17 protein-coding genes are annotated in these 18,710 nt (G+C 61.0%); 8 read left to right on the top strand and 9 right to left on the bottom strand.

What is annotated here, in order from left to right; genetic code table 11:
* Nucleotides 1–206 precede the first annotated feature (206 nt).
* The 5 genes from DP106_RS06470 (at nt 207) to DP106_RS06490 (ending at nt 4,239) form a co-directional block, all read left to right on the top strand.
* Complete coding sequence (locus DP106_RS06470; RefSeq protein ID WP_120084178.1) at nt 207–1,586, top strand: ATP-binding protein; 1,380 nt, start codon at nt 207–209, stop codon at nt 1,584–1,586.
* A 42-nt stretch (nt 1,587–1,628) separates the two neighbouring features.
* Nucleotides 1,629–2,837, top strand: a complete 1,209-nt coding sequence (locus DP106_RS06475) for an MFS transporter (protein ID WP_120084180.1) — start codon at nt 1,629–1,631, stop codon at nt 2,835–2,837.
* 48 nt (nt 2,838–2,885) lie between these two features.
* Nucleotides 2,886–3,545 carry an HAD family hydrolase gene (locus tag DP106_RS06480; RefSeq protein ID WP_120084182.1) on the top strand — a complete coding sequence of 220 codons (660 nt, stop codon included), beginning with the start codon at nt 2,886–2,888 and terminating at the stop codon, nt 3,543–3,545.
* A 128-nt stretch (nt 3,546–3,673) separates the two neighbouring features.
* Nucleotides 3,674–3,940, top strand: a complete 267-nt coding sequence (locus DP106_RS06485) for a hypothetical protein (RefSeq protein ID WP_120084183.1) — start codon at nt 3,674–3,676, stop codon at nt 3,938–3,940.
* 104 nt (nt 3,941–4,044) lie between these two features.
* Complete coding sequence (locus DP106_RS06490; RefSeq protein WP_021040194.1) at nt 4,045–4,239, top strand: cold-shock protein; 195 nt, start codon at nt 4,045–4,047, stop codon at nt 4,237–4,239.
* Nucleotides 4,240–4,360: 121 nt separating this feature from the next.
* Here the strand turns inward: DP106_RS06490 and DP106_RS06495 are convergent, their stop codons facing one another.
* The 5 genes from DP106_RS06495 to nasA (DP106_RS06515) all read right to left on the bottom strand — a co-directional run bounded on the left by DP106_RS06495 (nt 4,361) and on the right by nasA (DP106_RS06515) (nt 11,843).
* Complete coding sequence (locus DP106_RS06495) at nt 4,361–5,137, bottom strand: hypothetical protein (protein WP_120084184.1); 777 nt, start codon at nt 5,135–5,137, stop codon at nt 4,361–4,363.
* A 3-nt stretch (nt 5,138–5,140) separates the two neighbouring features.
* Complete coding sequence (locus DP106_RS06500; RefSeq protein ID WP_120084291.1) at nt 5,141–5,518, bottom strand: 6-pyruvoyl trahydropterin synthase family protein; 378 nt, start codon at nt 5,516–5,518, stop codon at nt 5,141–5,143.
* An 81-nt stretch (nt 5,519–5,599) separates the two neighbouring features.
* Nucleotides 5,600–6,907: an MFS transporter gene (locus tag DP106_RS06505; protein WP_205738895.1), complete on the bottom strand. Its 1,308-nt coding sequence runs from the start codon at nt 6,905–6,907 to the stop codon at nt 5,600–5,602.
* 531 nt (nt 6,908–7,438) lie between these two features.
* Nucleotides 7,439–9,565, bottom strand: a complete 2,127-nt coding sequence (nasA, locus tag DP106_RS06510; protein WP_120084187.1) for an assimilatory nitrate reductase NasA — start codon at nt 9,563–9,565, stop codon at nt 7,439–7,441.
* A gap of 166 nt (nt 9,566–9,731) precedes the next feature.
* Nucleotides 9,732–11,843: an assimilatory nitrate reductase NasA gene (nasA, locus tag DP106_RS06515; protein WP_120084189.1), complete on the bottom strand. Its 2,112-nt coding sequence runs from the start codon at nt 11,841–11,843 to the stop codon at nt 9,732–9,734.
* A 510-nt stretch (nt 11,844–12,353) separates the two neighbouring features.
* On the opposite strand from nasA (DP106_RS06515), the gene DP106_RS06520 reads away from it, so the two are divergent.
* The gene (locus tag DP106_RS06520; RefSeq protein ID WP_120084190.1) at nt 12,354–14,105 is read left to right on the top strand and encodes a nitrite/sulfite reductase; all 1,752 of its coding nucleotides are present in this window, start codon (nt 12,354–12,356) and stop codon (nt 14,103–14,105) included.
* A 298-nt stretch (nt 14,106–14,403) separates the two neighbouring features.
* On the top strand, nt 14,404–15,429 hold the full coding sequence (gene moaA / locus DP106_RS06525; protein WP_120084191.1) for a GTP 3',8-cyclase MoaA: 1,026 nt from the start codon (nt 14,404–14,406) through the stop codon (nt 15,427–15,429).
* Between the two features lie 20 nt (nt 15,430–15,449).
* On the opposite strand, the gene mobA is transcribed toward moaA, so the two are convergent.
* Nucleotides 15,450–16,097, bottom strand: coding sequence for a molybdenum cofactor guanylyltransferase (gene mobA / locus DP106_RS06530; RefSeq protein ID WP_120084193.1), 648 nt, complete (start codon nt 16,095–16,097; stop codon nt 15,450–15,452).
* A 20-nt stretch (nt 16,098–16,117) separates the two neighbouring features.
* Nucleotides 16,118–17,005 carry a methyl-accepting chemotaxis protein gene (locus tag DP106_RS06535; RefSeq protein ID WP_120084194.1) on the bottom strand — a complete coding sequence of 296 codons (888 nt, stop codon included), beginning with the start codon at nt 17,003–17,005 and terminating at the stop codon, nt 16,118–16,120.
* A gap of 335 nt (nt 17,006–17,340) precedes the next feature.
* Here DP106_RS06535 and lrp point away from each other — a divergent pair, with 335 nt between their 5' ends.
* Nucleotides 17,341–17,799: an HTH-type transcriptional regulator Lrp gene (gene lrp, locus DP106_RS06540; RefSeq protein WP_120084195.1), complete on the top strand. Its 459-nt coding sequence runs from the start codon at nt 17,341–17,343 to the stop codon at nt 17,797–17,799.
* Nucleotides 17,800–17,847: 48 nt separating this feature from the next.
* On the opposite strand, the gene DP106_RS15790 is transcribed toward lrp, so the two are convergent.
* On the bottom strand, nt 17,848–18,021 hold the full coding sequence (locus DP106_RS15790) for a hypothetical protein (protein WP_165857836.1): 174 nt from the start codon (nt 18,019–18,021) through the stop codon (nt 17,848–17,850).
* A 25-nt stretch (nt 18,022–18,046) separates the two neighbouring features.
* Nucleotides 18,047–18,688 (bottom strand): SIMPL domain-containing protein, encoded by a 642-nt coding sequence (locus tag DP106_RS06545; protein WP_165857837.1) that lies wholly within the window; start codon nt 18,686–18,688, stop codon nt 18,047–18,049.
* Nucleotides 18,689–18,710: the final 22 nt, after the last annotated feature.

Genomic DNA, 18,710 nt, shown 5'->3' on the forward strand with positions numbered 1-18,710 from the left:
GATTCTTTCGTATGATTCTGCCCGGTGCCTTGGGACGCACCGATATATCAGAACGTTAGCATACTGTGACCCACCGGCTGTTGTGGGTGCTGGTGGGTCGTTGGTCGTCGCCGTCGATTCCGAGGGAGAGATTTTAGTCGGCGGCCGACAACGATCTGATATCAGTACACCGACGGCCGTTGTCGGCCGTTGCATCGCACCAACCAATGAGCCATCAGGAGTCCAACGGCGAGGCGACCGCTGATACCCAGGACGTGCCACGCCATCGGCTGCTCATCCGGAACCTCATTGAGGCGTGGCTCCTGGCTGTCGGCCTCTGTAGTACGCTTGGGTACGGCGTTCGTGATGCCTTCAACCGCCGGCTGGCTGTTGGCATCATCTATACCGCCGTCGTTGCCGTTGGGGTTTGCGGCGGTGTCACCGCCGTTGCCGTCCTGCTTGAGTATCCGCCGCTACCAGCAGTCGGGGTCGGCGGTGTCGCCGCTGGTGGGCTCATTCTTGCCTCAATCGGCGGCTCACTGGTTCTCGATGACACCGCCCGACGGGATTACCGCTCCCACCTCGTCGCCAGCGTTCCAGGACTGTCACCGGATTCACTCGCCGAGCAACCGGCAGCAACCGCCGACACCGCCAGCGACGGCCAGCCTGCGACCGACCAATCGACCTCCCACACTGATGACGACGCCACCGAGGAGCCCACCACCGGCGAGCACCCCACAGCCGACGAGCAGTCACCGACCGAGCAAGACACCACCGGTGATGAGGGGTCGGAATCCGGCCACAGCGACGCCTCCCACGGCGACTCAGAAGGGGCCGGTCGCAGCACCCAGTACGTCTCTGAACCCCCTGACATCGACTTCGATGCTGTCGCCGGCATGGAATCGGTCAAAACGGAGCTCCGCGAACGCGTGATCGAACCGCTCAAAGAACCCGAAAAATACGCCACATACGGCCTTTCGGTCGAAAACGGGTTTCTGTTGTATGGGCCACCAGGCACCGGCAAGACCTATCTCTCAAAGGCATTGGCCGGTGAGTTAGGTGTTAACTATGTCGGTATCAAGGGGGCCGATATCATCTCAAAATGGCTCGGCGAGGGCACCCAAAACGTCGCCGCGCTTTTCGACGAAGCCCGCCGCCACCAACCCTGTCTCATCTTTATCGACGAGATCGACGCGTTGACGCCGGAACGCGGCGGCGCGAACCAACATCAGGATCAGACCCAGACGGTCAATCAGTTCCTTGAGGAGGTCAGCGACATCAACGAGGGCGACGAGCGGGTTGTCATCGTAGCGGCGACAAACCGCCGCGATCAGATCGATCCCGCGATGTTGCGCTCCGGACGCCTCTCAGTGCAGATCGAGGTCGGCAACCCTGGCCCGAAAACCCGTGTGGCGATCTTTGATACCCATCTTGAGGCCCCACGAGCGTCCGATCTCGATGCCAAACGGATCGCTGAGACCTCCGGTGGGCTCTCGGCGGCTGATATGGAGCAGGTCGCCACCGAAGCCGCCCGATCGGCGATGCAACGTGAGGGCGCGGTGACCAACGAGGACGTTGTGACTGCCATCGAGAACGTCCGCTCGTAGCGGGATCGGAACGCCCTCATATCGCCCCGTCGAAATCGGTGTATGGCGATCGGAACTGCCGTTAGGAACCTTCGTGGTGACGGCCGTGGTCGCACGCTGTTGGCGATCGCATTCGGCTGGGTGTTTGTGCTTGGTGGCCGCTTTCTCGTCCCGTCGGTGTTGCCACAGGTCAAAACCGCCTTTGCGGTCGGCGATCTTGGGGCTGGCGTCGCCGTCACCATCATCTGGGGCGGGTACGCGGTCATGCAGTCGCCGGCTGGCCTGCTGGTCGACCGGCTCGGGGAACGGTTGCTGCTGGCCGGAAGTCTACTGCTGACCGCGGGCAGCGTGCTCGTCATCGGGCTCGCGCCGGTCTTTGTGGCGTTTCTCGTCGGGTGTGGGGCCTTCGGACTCGCGACCGGCCTGTACGGCCCGGCTCGTGGAACGGCTCTCTCACGAGCGTTTCCCGAGCATGATGGTGCGGCGATCGGCGCAACGCTGGCGGCCGGCAGCATCGGCTCGGCTGTCCTTCCGTTTCTCGCGGGCGCATTTGTCGAGACAGCCGGCTGGCGGCTGGTCGTTGCGGGGTTGGCACCGCCGCTGCTTGCGGTGACCGTCTTTGCGTGGCGGTCGGTGCCGCCGCGGCCAGCATCGACAACCCCTCCGGCGGCCGCTCCACGTGACCTCGCTGGCGATATACTCGATGCCGTCCGTACGAAAGGCGTCGCCATTGCCGGCGCGGCCGTCACGCTGATGATATTTGTGTTTCAGGGCGTCTCAGCGTTCTACGTTACGTATCTCGTCACAGCGAAACCGTTCAGTCAGACGGTCGCCGCCGGCATGTTCGCGCTGGTGTTTCTTGGCGGAGCGATCGCACAACTGGGTGGCGGCGCCTTAGCCGACCGCGTTGGCGAACGATGGCTTCTGGTTGGTGTCTCCGCTGCCGGTGTGCCGCTGCTGGCGGCGGTACCGTCTGTTGGCGGGGTTTGGCCGGTCGCGCTGCTGTCGGTGCTGTTGGGTTCCCGGCTCGCCGTTGCACCGATCACGAACGCCTACGTGATCGCCGTCTTGCCCGAGCAGGTACAGGGAGTGACGTGGGGAACACTTCGCACCGTCTTCTTCCTGCTTGGGGCTGGGGGGTCGACGCTTGTCGGCGCGCTGGCGGATCGCGGCCGGTTTGATGCGGCATTGTACCTGCTGGCCGCCCTCACCGGTCTCGCGGCGGTGTTGTACGCGTTTCTCCCGACCCGGGCGGCCGCGCGCACAGCCTGACGGCTGGTGTACTGAAACCCTTATGCCGACAGCCACGCTACAAATGCTATGAGTTATGATACTGTCGTGTTTGACAACGACGGTGTCCTTGTTGGCCGTACCCGGTTTGATGTGCTGCGTTCGGCGACCGAGGAGACGTTTGAACAGTTCGGCGTGAGCGACCCTGATCCTGATCATATCGAAGATATGACGATCGGTGCAACCCCACGGAGCGTTGCCGACGTGTGTGAGGCCTACGACCTTCAGCCGGAGACCTTCTGGCGCGTCCGCGATAAGACGATGTCCGGTGCCCAACAGGCTGAGGCTCGCGCTGGCCGCAAGACGCCGTACGGCGACCTTGGCGTGTTAGACGACCTCGATGCCACCTGCGGCATCGTCAGCTCTAATCAACAGGAGACGGTCGATTTCCTGCTTGATCATTTTGATATCGGTGGGCTCTTCGAGACGGCCTACGGCCGAGAGGCAACCGTCGAAAGCCTTGATCTTCGGAAGCCAAATCCCCACTATCTTGAGCGCGCGCTGGCGGATCTTGATGCTGACTCCGCGCTGTTCGTCGGCGACAACGAATCCGACATCAAGGCCGCGGAAAACGCCGGCATCGACTCGGCGTTCATCCGCCGGCCCCATCGCACCGACTGGGAGCTCAACGTTTGGCCGACATGGGATATCGACTCCCTTGAGGATCTCCACCGCGTCTGCAGCACGTAGTCGGTGGCTGTACAGCTTTAACACTCAGCCAGCGACCAGAGCCAGCAGCGGCCACCGTACACTCTGTCGAATTCTCACCAGTGGAGAACAGCCGCAGTACTCATTCCCGTTGATACCCAACTACAGATATGATGCACACAGACCGCTGTCGGAAGATTGGATCGCTCATGGCAATCGGACAGGGAATCGTGACCGCGCTTGCGCCGGGGCTGTCGGCAAAGCTGACGAAAAAGCTGGTCGGCAAGAACTTCGAGAACGCCGATGTCTTGGAAGCGAAACCGGCGTACCGCCGCCAAACACGCGCGTTCGGGATCGGGCTGGCAGCCGCCGGCATCGCCGGCTACGTGATGGAGGTTGTCGCTGCCGACGAGACGAACGACGACACCGACGAGTAGCGGTCGTCTGCTGTCACGGCACGCCTACACGGCTGTATCGACGACTAAGGCCGGATCCCTGCTTCATAATCCTTATATCCGTGTCACTGCTCCATGCAGTTGCAATGGCAAACGGTACGGTTGACTTCTTCAACGACACTGGCGGTTACGGCTTTATCGATACTGACGATGCTGACGACGACGTGTTCTTCCACATGGAAGACGTCGGCGGCCCGGACCTCGAGGAGGGTCAGGACGTTGAGTTCGACATCGAGCAGTCCCCGAAAGGCCCGCGGGCCTCGAACCTGACCCGCCTGTAAGTCGGTTTCACCGCTTACAGCCACAGACAACTACCCGGGTTTCTTCCATTTTTACGACCGCGAGCATCAGCAATCGCGGCTGCTGCCAGCACAACACCGCGTGGGGCTACACAGACGAGCGTTATGTGGGTGTGCCCGTTGATCCTGCATACTCTACAGCCAACCACGCGACCCCAGTGAGCGCGACGCCGACCGCGGCGAGCACGCCACCGAACAGCGGCCAGGCGATTGTGTCGTAGGCGACCACGCCGGCGACAACGAGATACGGCACCGCGAGGCCGGTTGCGAGAACGACGCCACCGACTGCCACCACAAGGTCAGCCACCCGTCGCCGCTCGCTGTGATGGCCGATGACGGTGGCCGCGCCGACAAGCACGCCCAACGGAAGCAGGCCGACCAGCCATGTGTAGATGCCGACCGACTGCCCGCGCAGATCACCCGTCGTATCGGCTCCCGGTTGGACGCCGGTCTGGAGAAGATACCGCTCGCCGTCGCTGTCGACGACGGTGAAGATCTCCGTTGGCTGGGCTGTGCCGTAGGTAAACGCTGTCGGCGGCTCCCGCACCGAATCGCAGACGAGAACGCCGTCGACACACACCGGTAGCTCATATCGGTACCAGCCGTCGGCATCCGGCGAGCCCGCGACCGTCCGCTCGACAGCCTGTTGGCTTGACGGCGACAGTGTCGAGATGTCGACAGCATCGTCCGGATCAAAGCCGTACTCGGCGGTCAGTCGATCAAACCGATCGCTGGTCTCGGGAACCGCCTGATGGAGATAGGGCGCTGGCGCGGTCGTCTCATACGGCGAGTCGGCGATCGGCAGGGGGAGAAGTCCGCTGGCACACAACAAAACGGCAAGGAGCACCCCGACGACAGCTCGGCTGCGAGCCCGGCTCATTCGTTATATCGACTCGGTGTAGCTGACGGTTGCGACATCGTCTTCCTGAAGCGCGACCGTGAGCTCCGTCGCCGGCTCCGGGGTGAGTCGGTCGGTGAGTCGCCCGGCGAAGATCCGCGCGAAGTGTTCGGCACTCGGATTTCGTCCCTCGAAGGCCGGCAGCTCGTTGAGCGTCGCATCCCGAAACGTCTCGACGACGGCCTCGACAGCCTCAATGACCGCATCGATGTTGACAAGATAGCCGTACTCCCCGAGTTCCGGCCCGCGGAACGTTATCTCGGCGGTGAAGTGATGGGAGTGAAGCTCACCTTCGGGGCCGGGGTTCGGAACGGTCAGATAATGCTGTGCGACAAACCGTCGGGTCACTGAAACAGTGTACATACCTGTTCCACGACCGAGTCGTGAATAAAACATGTGGCCGGCGACCCACCACATAGGTGTGCTCGCCTCGCGTCGGTGCGATCAGTCGTCGCTTGGGGTCGCCGACGGCGCGTCGCCGCTCTCGCCGACAAAGCCGGCACTGTTGGCGACGGCAGCGATCTCCGGCTGGAACACCCAGGCGGCCAGCAGGACGATCGGGATCATCGAGACGGCGGTCACGGAGTAGCCGATATGGAAGTTCGCAAGCCACGGCGCGGAGTAGATCAGCGGGTAGACGATCCCACCGACCGTACCGACGCCGCCGACAATGCCGGCGACCGATCCTGAGCTGTTAGGAAACATCGCCGGCACTTGGGCAAAGATCGCGCCCTCAGCCCACGCACAGCCCGTGCCAACGAGGAAGCCGACGATGACCGCGTTCATTACAACGCCCGAGAAGCCGGCCAGCGTCAGGCCGAACATCATCAGGACGATGAAACACAGCCCACAAAACGTCCACTGTTCGCGGTACTGCCCCTTAAAGAATGGCAGGATATCCATCTCTTTGCGGGCCAGAAGATCGCTGCCGTAGCCGCCAAACGGTCGCAACAGGCCGGCGGCCACGGAGAACGTTGCCGCGAACGTACTCGCCAAGACGAGGTTGCTTGTATCGAAGGCTTCCCGGTAGTAAGTGGCGAGCCAGCCGTTCATCGATAGCTCAAGGCCGAATGACATGATGTAGGCCGCCGCGAGCACGACTGTTCCGTAGCGGGTGGCGGTGTACACCCACCCTTTGAACGTCGCGTTCTCCTTGGTCGCTTGTCGCTTTTCGGTCGTTTTGGCGGCCTCACCGAAGACGTAGTAGACGACGGCGAGAACGATCGAGACACAGCCGGTGTAGAAAAACGCCGCCCGCCAGTTGGTCGCAAACAACGGGCCGCTCCAGCCGGTGCCGAAGACGCGCGGAAGAATGAGCGCGCCGCCAGCCGCACCGGCGTTCCCGATGCCGGCGTAGATCCCCTCAGCGAGGCCAAGATTCTCCTCTTCGAACCACTCGGCAACGTGCTGGATGCCGATGACGAACGTGATACCTGCCGTCGCCACGATCAGCCGTGTCACGAAGAACACGGAGTAGTCCTGTGCAAACGCGCTCCCGATCGAGAACACGCCGACGTACGCCAGCACAATGGCGAAGATGGCTGGCGCGCCGAACTTATCGGAGAGCCAGCCGGTGAGGATACGGCCAAATGGGGCCATCCAGATGGCCGAACTCGCGAGGATCCCGATCTCGGCCGTCGAGAGGCTGAACTCCTCGGCCATCCCGCCGGTGAACGGGGCGAAGGAGAACCAGATCAGAAATGAAAAATTGAACCCGATCGTCGCTAACACAAGCGTCCGGTACTTCGTCATCCGAATCGGACTCTTCATGCGTTGGCCACCTCCGCAAGTTGGTTAGTGGATGGGTGCTGTCTGGCTCCCAGTCGTTGACACCACTGTACGATGTGCCGCTGCAATACTGCGATCATTGGTTTCAACACGTCTGTCTCACAAAAACGCTGTATTAATAAAACAATCGGCGGACAATTGACCGGATTCAGGTGGCAAATCAAAACATTACGTGACTTATCGACCACACCCATTTTGTTTCACCATTCATTCACAGAAATATACCATCTCCGATTACAATTCGGTTTTCTGTATTATTTACTACCGAAATGCGAGTTTTGTCCGTTATAATTCATCATAGTTGGGTCTGAGGGCCTACAGCGAAACTACACGGCACTCTCAGTAGTTGGACGAACAGGCACCGCCATCCCCTGACAACTTTCTGTATCGTACTCGACCGGTTTACTCGCCGCTGAGGAGAGTCGGTACCACCGGTCGACAGTTGCCACATATCGAAATACCGTGTCGTTGCGGTGGCCTGTGCGGCAACCGCGCCTATCTGTCGACAAGCCCGCCGTCACCGCTGAGCGCCGGCGTCGACGCCGCGGCTGTCCCCTGATCGTCGTCATCTGTCGAGCGCGGTGGGGCTCGAACGGTCACCGCACACTGCTTGAGGTTTGGTTCGTCAGATTCCGGATCCACCGCCGGCAGCGTCAGCTTGTTTGCGGCCGGGTTGTGGATCGGCACCCACACCATCCCCGGCGGGACGCTGTCGTCAGCTGCCACGGTGACGGTGACGCTATCGCGCCGGGATTCGATCACTGTCCGACTTCGATCGAAGGCATCGAGACAGTTGCCGACTGTCTCGGGATGGATGCGGGCATCTGGAACCGTGTCGTCGTCCGCTCGGTTCCGAATCCCGGTGTTGTAAACCCCGGCACACCGCCCGGTTGTCAACACTAAAGGATACGCCGCATCGAGGGGTTCCGGCACGCCACTGTGGGTGGCCGCTGAGAATCGGGCGCGACCCGACTCCGTCTCAAACTGCCATCTGTCGCCACCCTCATGGTATCGGTAGCCGCCATGGCTGTCCGCAGTCGGAGCCGGCCATCTGACCGCCAGCTCCTCGGTCAGCCGGTCGTAGGAGAGCCCCGAGAGATCCGCGGTTGTGCCGGCGGTCAATGCGGTGAGCTCATCGAAGACACGCCCTGGATCCAGCGGTGTCTCCGCAAACAGACCGGTCTCGACACGGTTGCCGATGGCGGCGATGATGTCGAGATCCTGTCGTGCAGCCCCCGGCGGGTCGACTGCCTGTCGTACCCGCGAGACGCGTCGCTCCATGTTGGTTGCCGTCCCCTCTGTTTCCCCCCACGTCGCCGCCGGCAACACCACATCGGCGCAGGCGACTGTTTCCGAGTAGAAGGCGTCCTGGGCGACAAGAAAGACCTCCTCTAAGACATCGGTCACCTGACCCGCATCCGGCATCCCGGCCGCCGGGTTCGTCGCTACCGTCCAGCAGACCTCGCTTTCGCCGCGAGCGATGGCGTCGACGATGCCGACAAAGCCCGGCCCTGTCGTCTCTGGAAGCCGAGAGAGCGGCACGTCCCACGCTTCGGCGACGGCCTTACGGGCTGTTTCATCGTCGAAAGCGCGATGACCGGGCCAGGTTCCCTTTGAGGAACACACACGGTTACCCATCGAGTTGGCTTGCCCGGTCAGCGAGAAGGGGCCGCTACCGGGGCCAATATTTCCGGTCACCAAACAGAGATCGATGAGGGCACGGGCCGTCGCTGTCCCCTGAATGCTCTGGTTGACACCCATCCCCCAGTACAACAGCGTGTCGTCGGTGAGGCCGTCAGCGATGGTCTCGATGGTATCAGTGTCGACACCGGCGGTCTCAGCAGCGGTGTCGAGCGTCGGCAGCGAGTCGACCAGTTCCTCGTAGCCGGTCGTCTGTGACTCGATAAATTTGGTATCGACATCGCCGGCGTCGATGACGGCTGCCAGCACCGCTCGGGCCAACGCGAGGTCGGTGCCGGGATCCGGGCGAACGTGGGTGTCGGCGTCGTCGGCGGTCGCCGTCTCAACGGGGTCAACAACGATCAGTTGGCCGTCGTCGGCGACGCTATCGGTGATCCACCGGTAAACCACCGGATGGGCGGTCGCCGGGTTCGCCCCCCAGATGAGATGGGTGTCGGCTTTCGGGATATCGTCGTATGTCGGCGGCGGTGCGTCGCTGCCAAACGACTGAAAGTACGCCGAGACCGCCGAAGCCATACAGAGCGTCGTGTTGGAATCGTAGTACGGCGTCCCAAAGCCGCCGCGGGCAAGCTTCCCAAGCGCGTATGCGGCTTCGTTGGTCTGCTGGCCGCTACCGAGGACAGCGATGTTGCCATTGTTGTTGCCGAGTGCCTCGATAAAGCGGCTGGTGACAAGCCCGAGAGCCGTCTCCCAGTCGGTTGGCTGGAGCGTGCCACCTCGCCTGATCAGGGGGTCGGTTATCCGCTTGCCGTCGGGGGCAAGGGTTTCGCTCACGCCGCGTTGGCATTTCGCGCCGCCGGTTGCGGGATGGGAGGGATCACCGGTCACCTCGCCGAGGCTATCCCCATCAGCTGTCGGTCGCTGGCGATGACCACAGCCGACCGCACACCGCATGCAGGTCGTCGACTGCCAATCGCTCATCGCGGCTGCACCTCCCGTGTGCGCCGATTGATCTGCATAGTTTTGTGTCTACACACCGTATTCACCATTTATTAACTGTATTTGGGTTATTCACACTGAAAACCATTTGGTTGGTTGTTATATCTATTGACTACTGCACATATTGGCGTATGTTTTGACATCGGTGTCAGTCGGCATCACCGACAACCGTCTCCTCGGTAGACAGTCCTTGCGTTGATAGTGGGTTCGACCGTGACGGCGGCCGGAGATCGACCGCACACTGTTTGAAGTTTGGCTCGTCGGACTCCGGATCGACCGCCGGCAGCGTCAACGCATTGACCGCGGGGTGGTGGATCGGCAGCCAGAGCAGGCCGGTCGGCACCCCATCGTCGGGCTGGACGGTGACGGTCACCGACGACCGTCGCGAGACGACGACGGTACGGCCGCGATCCAGTGCCTCGATATGCTTCAGTGTCGTCTCCGGGTGGACACGAACGACCGGGCAATCTTCAGCCTCGCCGCCACGCGTTCGAACCCCGGTGTTGTAGGCATCAGGCTCCCGGCCGGTCGTCAGCGTCAGCGGATACGCCTCGGTGGTCGGCTCCGCGAGGCCGCCGTGGGTGGCAGTCGAAAACCGTGCCCGCCCGGATGCTGTCGGAAACGTCCATCTCTCGTCGTCGACGTAGCGGTAGCCGGCTTGGGTCTCGGGGTCATCCGTTGGCCATCGGACGGCGAGTTCGGCTTCCAGCCGGTCGTAGCTGATCCCCGTGCAGTCGGCGGGCGTCCCGGCAGTGAGTGCCCGAAACTCATCGAAGACCGCCGCGGGGTCTCTCGCGGGCCGATCGATGAGTTCCGGATACAACCGGTGACCGATCGTGGAGATAATATCGATATCCTGTCGTACCTTCGATGGCGTCTCGGTGGCTGCCCGAACACGGGAGATGGTTCGCTCCATGTTGGTTGCCGTCCCCTCGCTTTCACCCCACGTTGCCGCCGGCAACACGACATCTGCTATCTCGGTGGTTTCGGTGCGGAAGGCATCTTGGACGACAAGGAAGGTGTCCTCAAGCGTCCCCCGAACCGCATCGGCGTCAGGCATGCCGGCGACCGGGTTTGTTGCTACCGCCCAACAGGCCCCCGGCGGCCCATCAGCGAGCGCATCAGCGATACCAACCGGGCCAGGGCCCGGATCGTCGGGGAACTGGTCGGCGTTGATCCCCCACGCGTCGGCGACGGTTTCGCGGTGCTCCGGATCGCCGAAGGCGCGGTGGCCGGGCCAGGTTCCCTTCGAGGAGCAGATCCGCGTTCCCATCGAGTTGGCTTGGCCGGTCAGCGAGAAGGGGCCACTGCCGGAACCCATGTTCCCGGTTGCCAGACAGAGATCGATCAACGCCCGTGCTGTCGCTGTCCCCTGAATGCTCTGGTTGACACCCATCCCCCAGTACAACAGCGTATCGTCGGCCAACGCCGTAGCGACGGTGTCGACAGTTTCCATCTTAACGCCGGCGGTGTCAGCAGCGACTTTGGCCTCAGGGAGTGCATCGAGAAGTGCTTCAAAACCGACTGTCGCGTCGTCGATGAACGACCGGTCGATCTCGTTGGTTGCGACCAGCCGGGCAAGGATGGCCCGAGCGAACGCAAGATCGGTGCCAGGATCGAGTTGGACGTGGGTATCGCCGTCCTCAGCAGTTTCACTTTCGACAGGATCGACGACAAGCAGCCGACTATCGTCCTCGTCTGCGCTCTGGTTGATCCACCGATACATAACCGGATGAGCGGCTGTGGGGTTGGCTCCCCAGACGAGATGCGTTTTTGCTTCGGGGATGTCGTCGTACGTTGGCGGTGGCGCGTCGCTGCCAAAGGCTTGGTAGTAAGCGGTGACCGCCGAGGCCATACAGAGAGTGGTGTTGGCGTCGTAGTATCGGGTGCCAAAGCCGCCGCGGGCAAGCTTGCCGAGCACGTAGGCGGCCTCATTGGTCTGTTGCCCACTCCCGAGCACCGCAACGCCGTGGGGTGACCGTTGGAGTGCAGTCTCAAATCTGTTTACCACGGTGCCGATGGCAGTGTCCCAACTTGTCGCGACCAGTTCGTCGCCTTTCCTGATGAGCGGCCGGGTGAGCCACTCGCCGTCCGGATCAGCCGATTCGCTGATCCCGCGCTGACAGGCTAACCCGTGGCTAACCGGGTGATTTGCGTCGCCACGAACGGTGTCAATCCCATAGCCACTGTCGACGCCCTTCTGGAGGTGACCACACCCGACCGCACACCGCATACACGTTGTCGGCGTCCACTCGGTCATTGAGCCCTCCGGTGGCCGCTCGGCTGGCGGTTGCCGGCGATGAACTCCGATGATAACTCAGTGAACGTGTTGATGGATGATGCGACCATTATAGTTGTTTCAACAAGTACTGTGGCTATGAGCAAAATAATTGTTTCGATATGGCATATTTTCTGAAAAATTGAGCGTTTTTAACCATTGTGCATGCGCCCCTCGCGCGGGCACTCAGCGCGGCGTGTGCCAACTGTTGTGGGCGCAAAAATGTCGAACTGTTCTTTGCTCAGGAAATAAAGCCACAATCAACATGTCTTTGTGCGTTATCATAAAAATAGTTTAGTTCCTAACCACAGCGATGAAATATACTTCCGTTTGCCCCCGGATTTCAGAGATCACCTGGTTTTGACTGTAATTTCCATATTTATTAAACGAATACGCTTTTATGCAGAGATACAAATCTATATCTATGCTCACTGAGCATCCGATCAAAGAACCGGTTGATGATTCACACTTTGATGTGACGGGAGGCGACTGATGGCACATAAAAAAGAGACGTACAAAGACGAGCTCTACGGCGATGCGGTTCGCGAGAAGATCCATGAGTTCGCCGAGCAGGGGTATGAGTCGATCCCGGAAGACGAGCGCGAGGCGTGGTTCTCTCGATTCAAGTTCTGTGGTGTCTTTCACCAGCGAGACGGACAGGACGGCTACTTCATGATGCGGTTGACCAACTGCAACGGCCGGCTGCAACCGGGGCAGCTTCGCGCCATCGGCGAGGTGGCCAGCGAGTACGCCCAAGGGCCGGTTGCCAACCCCGAGTACGGCAACGGCTGGATCGACTTCACCACCCGGCAGTCGATTCAGCTACACTGGATCGAACTTGAGGATGTCCCGGAGATCTGGGAAAAACTGGAAGCCGTCGGCGTTACGACACGGTCATCCGGTGGCGACACGATGCGCAACATTTCCGGCTGTCCCGTCGCCGGCATCTCAAAAGACGAGATCATCGATACCTTGCCGCTGTTGGATCGGTTCCAAGAGGAGATCCGCGGCGACAACGATCTCTGTAATATGCCGCGGAAATTCAATATCTCGATCACAGGAACCCCAGAGGGTGGCGCACAGGACTCGATCAACGATATCGGGCTCGAACCCGCAACGAAAGAGATCGACGGGGAGGAAACCCTCGGCTTCAACGTCCGCGTCGGTGGCGGCCTCGGCGGGCACGAACCACGGGTGGCTCGCCCGCTGGATGTTTTCGTCGATCCGGACAACGCCTACGAGGTGGTTCGTGGCTTCGTCGAACTCTACCACGACCACGGCAACCGACAGAACCGGAACAAGAACCGCTCACGGTTCTTCGTTGACGAACACGGGACAGAGTGGATTCGGGAGCTGTTAGGGGAGGAGTACGTCGATTTCGAGCTTCATACCGCCGGCGAAGATATGCGAGAGGAGTACACATACAACGCCGGTCGCGGCGATGGCGACGAGTTCGACTACCTCGGCGTCCACGAGCAGCAGGACGGCAACTACTACGTCGGGCTCAGCGTCGCCGTCGGACGCATGCCAGCCGAGGAGGCGATCGAACTCGCCGACCTCGCAGACGAGTACGGCTCCGGCCGGCTCCGGCTGACCCGGCGACAGAACCCGATTCTCATCGATATTGAGGGTGACCGCCTCAACGAGCTGCTGGAGGAGCCACTGCTGGACAAACACACACCCGAACCCAATCCCTTCACCCGCGGGGCGATGGCCTGTACCGGCACCGAGTTCTGCAATCTCGCGCTCACCGAGACCAAGGCCCGGATGTCGAGGATGCTGCGGTGGCTGCGCGACAACGTCGAACTCCCGGCCGATGTCGAGCAGCTCAAGATCCACTACTCGGGCTGTACGGCCGACTGTGGACACGCCAACACCGCGGATATCGGGCTGATCGGGATGCGCGGCCGCAAGGATGGGGAGATGGTCGAGACGCTGGATCTGGGTGTCGGCGGCGGCATCGGCGAGGAGCCGTCGTTCGTTGAGTGGATTCGCCAGCGCATCCCCGCAGACGAGGTTCCCGGCGCGATCCGAAATCTTGTCGAGGCGTTCGCGGCCCACCGTGAGGCCGGCCAGACGTTCCGCGAATGGGCCGACACAGCCGGCGACGAGCAGTTGATCGAGTTCGCCGAACCCGAGGAGACAACGTACGACGACCCGTGTCTCACGGATGCCAAACAGGCGTGGTACCCCTTCGCCGAGACAGGCGACCCGAGCCCCGAGGCTGCCTCAGCGGACGACTGAGGTATGGACAGGTGCTTGTCTAAGACGACACACCGTTCCTCATGAACAACTGCTCTTGGTAATTAAGCACTGAAGAAACCTACCTTCGACAGCTTCGGTTTGCTGTTCATTTGTGTGCAACGGCGACGACAGCAAACTACCGACGACCATTTCTGTTGACAGCGATCCGGCTGTTTGCCACAAAATGCGAGCGATGTAATTGAAGTCAATAGCAGTATCTGGCTATGAAATTGATTCTTATTACTAAATTAGTCGAATCCCCCGTACATTTAATTATCGGAGCGGCGAGGGGGTAGATATGAACGGGCCGCTGGAAGACGAGTTCGGTCGAGAGGTCACGGGCGTGCGCGTATCGCTCACCGACCGGTGTAACTTCGACTGTGTCTACTGCCACAACGAAGGGCTTGGTGACACCCGCGGCCCGATGGAGCCCGACGACAACGAGATGACCGCCGATGACGTGGTTCGGTTTCTGGATGTCGTCGAGGAGTTCGGCGTCAAGAAGGTCAAGTTCACCGGTGGCGAGCCCATGTTGCGACAGGATCTGGCGGAAATCATCCGCCGTACACCCGAGTCGATGGAGGCGTCGATGACGACCAACGGAACATTCCTCCCCGGGCGTGCTGAGAAGCTCAAAGCTGCCGGGCTTGAACGCGTCAACGTCTCACAGGACGCGATCGATCCCGACGCCTTCGCCGAGATCACGAAATCCGGCGCGTACGAACAGGTGCTTGCGGGTGTCGAGGCAGCCGTCGACGCCGGGCTCGCGCCGGTAAAGCTCAACATGGTCGTGTTCAAACACACTGCCGGCTACGTCGAAGGGATGGTCGAACACGCTGCCAACAACGACGGCCTCCGGCTGCAGTTGATCGAGTATATGCCTGAATTGACCGGCCACCCGGAGTGGAATATCGACATCGAACGTGTCCACGACTGGTTGACAGACCTCGCCGACCGGGTCGAACAGCGCGAGATGCACAACCGGACGCGCTACTGGATCGCCGGCGACGACGCCGACGAGAACGAGGCGATCAACGAATCGAACGGCGGGATGGTCGAGATCGTCGACCCGGTCGAAAATCCGACCTTCTGTGCGAACTGCCACCGCGTGCGCGTCACACACGAAGGCTACCTGAAGGGCTGTCTCAACCGCAACGACGACCTCCGGTCGATGGGTGAGATGAGCCGCGATGAGATCCAGGAAACGTTCCGCGAAACGGTCGCCAACCGCGTCCCCTACTACGGCGAGTACATGGTTCGCAACGATAACGACGAGTGGGTCGTCAACGATGCGTATCTGTCAGCCACCTCCCCCGCTGACTGACGATTTTGTATCACTAGCGGCTACTGACCATCTCGCGTGCTGCTGTCGTCGGCCGTTTCGCGGATAAACTCCTCGCGTGAATTGATATCACGCAGTGACCGCCAACTGGTCTGTTCTGAAACCGTTGCCGCAGGGATCGTCAGAGTATCTAGCTCCGATAGCGCACCGCGTAGGCTCAACGCATCGGCCGCCAGCCGCTGGTCGCCAACAGTCACCGTTCGCCCAACGCGGTAGACCGCCTGTGCCGGTTGGCGGTGGCCGTCGTCGAGTTCAGGAACCGCGGCGTCGTGTCCCATCGCCTGTTCGAACAGAAACTCAACGAACGCCGGATCGACAAACGGCATATCACAGGCGACGACCGCAGCATACGTCGTCTCTATCTGCTTAAAGCTGGATACGATACCGGCGAGTGGCCCCCGATCGGGTTCGGGATCGGGCACAATCTCTATGGGCACATCGGCATCGAGTGCTGAGAGCACGCGGTCGAACGCCGGCTGTTGGCGTTCCCGACAGCTTACGAGGATTCGGTCGACAGCGCTTGCAAGTCGGCTACTGACGTGAGCGATCATCGCCGTTCCATCGATCTCAGCGAGGGCCTTATCGGTCTCGCCAAACCGAGTGGAGTACCCCCCAGCGAGGACAACGCTGGTTCGTGGTTGGGTGTCCATTGGCGTTTGTCATGCGGTGGCTACTCGATCTGCTTGTCAACAAGCTGCCTGATCTCGGTGATATCCTGTTGATGTGTTTCTGCGACCGCCTCGGTGTTTTCGATCGCACTGACAGCATCGTCAAGCCCGTCGACGGTCTCGTCGATCAGCGAGGCGACTTCCTGGGTGCTTTCGGCCTGTTCGTCGGTCGCATCTGAGACCTGCAGCAGGCTGGCCGAGACCTCGTCGATGCTCTCATTGATATCTGCGAGCCTGTCCGCCGCGGTCTCGATCTCGTCGATCCCGGTGTCGATGCGGTCGTTCATCGTCTCTAAGCTATCGACGGTTTCCTCGGTTGAGGCCTGAATCGCGTTGATCATCTCCTCGATGGTCTCGGCGTTCTCTTGGGACTCCCCGGCGAGGTTTTTCACCTCGTCGGCGACGACCGCGAACCCATCGCCGGCCTCGCCGGCGCGGGCGGCCTCAATTGAGGCGTTGAGCGCTAATAGATTTGTCTGGTCGGCGATTCCGTTGATTACCTCGACGATCGCGTCGATCTCGTGGGCTTTCTCTTGGAGGTCTTTGATCTCAGAGGACACCGTTTCGGAGGCATCGGTCACGTCGTGCATCGCCGCAACAGCGTCATGCGTTGATTCCTCGCCTTGGGTGGCGAGGGCCGCTGCCTCGTCGGCCTGCTCGTCAACGTCGCTGACGGTCGCGGCGATCTCCTCGATGGTCGCGGTGAGATTTGAGACCTCATCGTTGATCTCGTTGAGCGTCGGTGCGTACCCCTGGATAACCTCGTTGTTAGCGGTCACCATCTCACCGAGCTGTTGACCGCTCTGCTCAAGTTCCGCGATCAGATTCTGCAGCTGCCTAAATGACGCTTTGTCGACTTCGACCGTTTCGCTGTCAGAAGATCGTGACATTACCAGCCTAACGCCGGATGGGATATTCAAACTTGTGACAGGGTGTACGGTGTCGAATTCGCCCCGGAGCTGCTGGGAGCAACCCTTCAGCTCGGCGTGAGCACTCCCTATGATGATGGTCAGTTGTCATCCTGCAGTGATGCTTCATAGCTGCGTTGCCGGCCACCGCCTCGGAGTGATCTTTCGGACTGAACACGTGTCGGCTCGGGTGACCGTCGACACGGCAGCCCAGCGCGTGAGCTTCTGTCGCATTCCCCGATCGGATCGGGAACGGCTATGCGGATGTGGAGATTAATACCAGTAAACTTAATAATACAAACTATCTCGTGGTGGGTATGGCACATGAACATCTTGATGAGAAGCTGATTAATTCGCTGCTCGGTGACGGCCGCTCTAGCCTCCGGAGTCTCGCCGAGGAGCTCGACGTGTCGGTGACAACCGTCTCGAATCACCTGAAGGATCTCGAAGCTGACGGCGTCATCGAGGGCTACTCCCCGATCGTCGACTACGAAAGCCTTGGCTACGATGTCACCGCGATCATGCATCTCAAGGTTGAGGGAAGTGCGATCCCGCAGATCACCGACAAACTTGAGTCCGAAAAGCAGATGATCTCGGTGTATGAGACAACAGGTGACTACGACATCATCGCGATCGGAAAGTTCGACGACACCGACGATATGAACGATCAGATCAAGTCACTCTTGGAGGATGTTGATATCCGCGAGTCCAACACCAGCGTCGTGCTCAACGCCGTCAAGGACAACGAGCAGTTCGAACTCGATATCCCCGAATAGCGACGGCACGGGCGTTGCTCCCACACCGCCACCGACTTCTGCTATCACCTACAGCCGAAAGGTATCCCCACGCCGTCCGTCTGCCGTTCGCTTTTGTGCACAGTCGGCACACAGCTCCAACTCGCCGTCGTAGTGGAGTCGACAGACAGTCGCCCCACAGCGGCGACAACTGAACGCCCCGGGGCGTTGGTTACAGTGTTCACAGAGACCAGCAACAGCCATACTTAATTGTGGTGCGAGAGCGGTATCAACCTTTGCCGCTGTCGTTGGCCACCGTCATATCGGTCTCGGCCGCAGTGAGTTCGTATTCGACCTCGACACGCTCGGTAACGCTGATCGGGGCGGGATGGACGGACGGATCTGACTCCCACGCGTCATCGACGGGCTCGTTGCCGGGGCGGGCCGGTTGGGTCGTGATCGACCGGGCCGCCCCGACCGCGAGCCCGTCGGCGGCCGCCAGTCGATCGGCCTTTCGGCGGGCTCGATCGACGGCAGCTGTCATGGCTTCCGCTTGGAGGTCTGCCCGCGCTGTGTCCGTGAGCGCGAACTGCACGTGATCGACGCCGCCACCACCGTCGGTCGCTTCGACGACGACGGTGGCGACCGCGTCCGGCTCACACCGGACGTGAAACTCCTCGACCGCCCGGAAGGCGGCGTCAGTTTCCGGCTCGAAGGTAACCGCGCTGTTGGTCACCCGGTGGTCAACTGTCTCGATCCCCACCTCAACGGTCGCCTCGATCGCCGTTCGCACCGTTGCCGCGCGGTTGCGAGCCCGTTTGCGGGCGCGGGCTGCCGAGGCAGCCTCTCCGAGGGCGGTGACTGCGACTGTCGCGCTATCCGGAGCAGCTGCTCGTGTTGCTGACGCTGTTGCCGTTACGGTTCCTGTCACACCCCAGCGGTCGGTCGAGCGG

The organism is Halonotius pteroides (assembly GCF_003605635.1).
Taxonomy (GTDB): Archaea; Halobacteriota; Halobacteria; order Halobacteriales; family Haloferacaceae; genus Halonotius; species Halonotius pteroides.

What these genes read in the sequence shown, in the direction of transcription:
- DP106_RS06470 (WP_120084178.1), top strand. Translation starts at nt 207, where the DNA reads ATGAGCCATCAGGAGTCCAACGGCGAGGCGACCGCTGATACCCAGGAC.
- DP106_RS06475 (WP_120084180.1), top strand. Translation starts at nt 1,629, where the DNA reads ATGGCGATCGGAACTGCCGTTAGGAACCTTCGTGGTGACGGCCGTGGT.
- DP106_RS06480 (WP_120084182.1), top strand. Translation starts at nt 2,886, where the DNA reads ATGAGTTATGATACTGTCGTGTTTGACAACGACGGTGTCCTTGTTGGC.
- DP106_RS06485 (WP_120084183.1), top strand. Translation starts at nt 3,674, where the DNA reads ATGATGCACACAGACCGCTGTCGGAAGATTGGATCGCTCATGGCAATC.
- DP106_RS06490 (WP_021040194.1), top strand. Translation starts at nt 4,045, where the DNA reads ATGGCAAACGGTACGGTTGACTTCTTCAACGACACTGGCGGTTACGGC.
- DP106_RS06495 (WP_120084184.1), bottom strand. Translation starts at nt 5,137, where the DNA reads ATGAGCCGGGCTCGCAGCCGAGCTGTCGTCGGGGTGCTCCTTGCCGTT.
- DP106_RS06500 (WP_120084291.1), bottom strand. Translation starts at nt 5,518, where the DNA reads ATGTACACTGTTTCAGTGACCCGACGGTTTGTCGCACAGCATTATCTG.
- DP106_RS06505 (WP_205738895.1), bottom strand. Translation starts at nt 6,907, where the DNA reads ATGACGAAGTACCGGACGCTTGTGTTAGCGACGATCGGGTTCAATTTT.
- nasA (WP_120084187.1), bottom strand. Translation starts at nt 9,565, where the DNA reads ATGAGCGATTGGCAGTCGACGACCTGCATGCGGTGTGCGGTCGGCTGT.
- nasA (WP_120084189.1), bottom strand. Translation starts at nt 11,843, where the DNA reads ATGACCGAGTGGACGCCGACAACGTGTATGCGGTGTGCGGTCGGGTGT.
- DP106_RS06520 (WP_120084190.1), top strand. Translation starts at nt 12,354, where the DNA reads ATGGCACATAAAAAAGAGACGTACAAAGACGAGCTCTACGGCGATGCG.
- moaA (WP_120084191.1), top strand. Translation starts at nt 14,404, where the DNA reads ATGAACGGGCCGCTGGAAGACGAGTTCGGTCGAGAGGTCACGGGCGTG.
- mobA (WP_120084193.1), bottom strand. Translation starts at nt 16,097, where the DNA reads ATGGACACCCAACCACGAACCAGCGTTGTCCTCGCTGGGGGGTACTCC.
- DP106_RS06535 (WP_120084194.1), bottom strand. Translation starts at nt 17,005, where the DNA reads ATGTCACGATCTTCTGACAGCGAAACGGTCGAAGTCGACAAAGCGTCA.
- lrp (WP_120084195.1), top strand. Translation starts at nt 17,341, where the DNA reads ATGGCACATGAACATCTTGATGAGAAGCTGATTAATTCGCTGCTCGGT.
- DP106_RS15790 (WP_165857836.1), bottom strand. Translation starts at nt 18,021, where the DNA reads ATGGCTGTTGCTGGTCTCTGTGAACACTGTAACCAACGCCCCGGGGCG.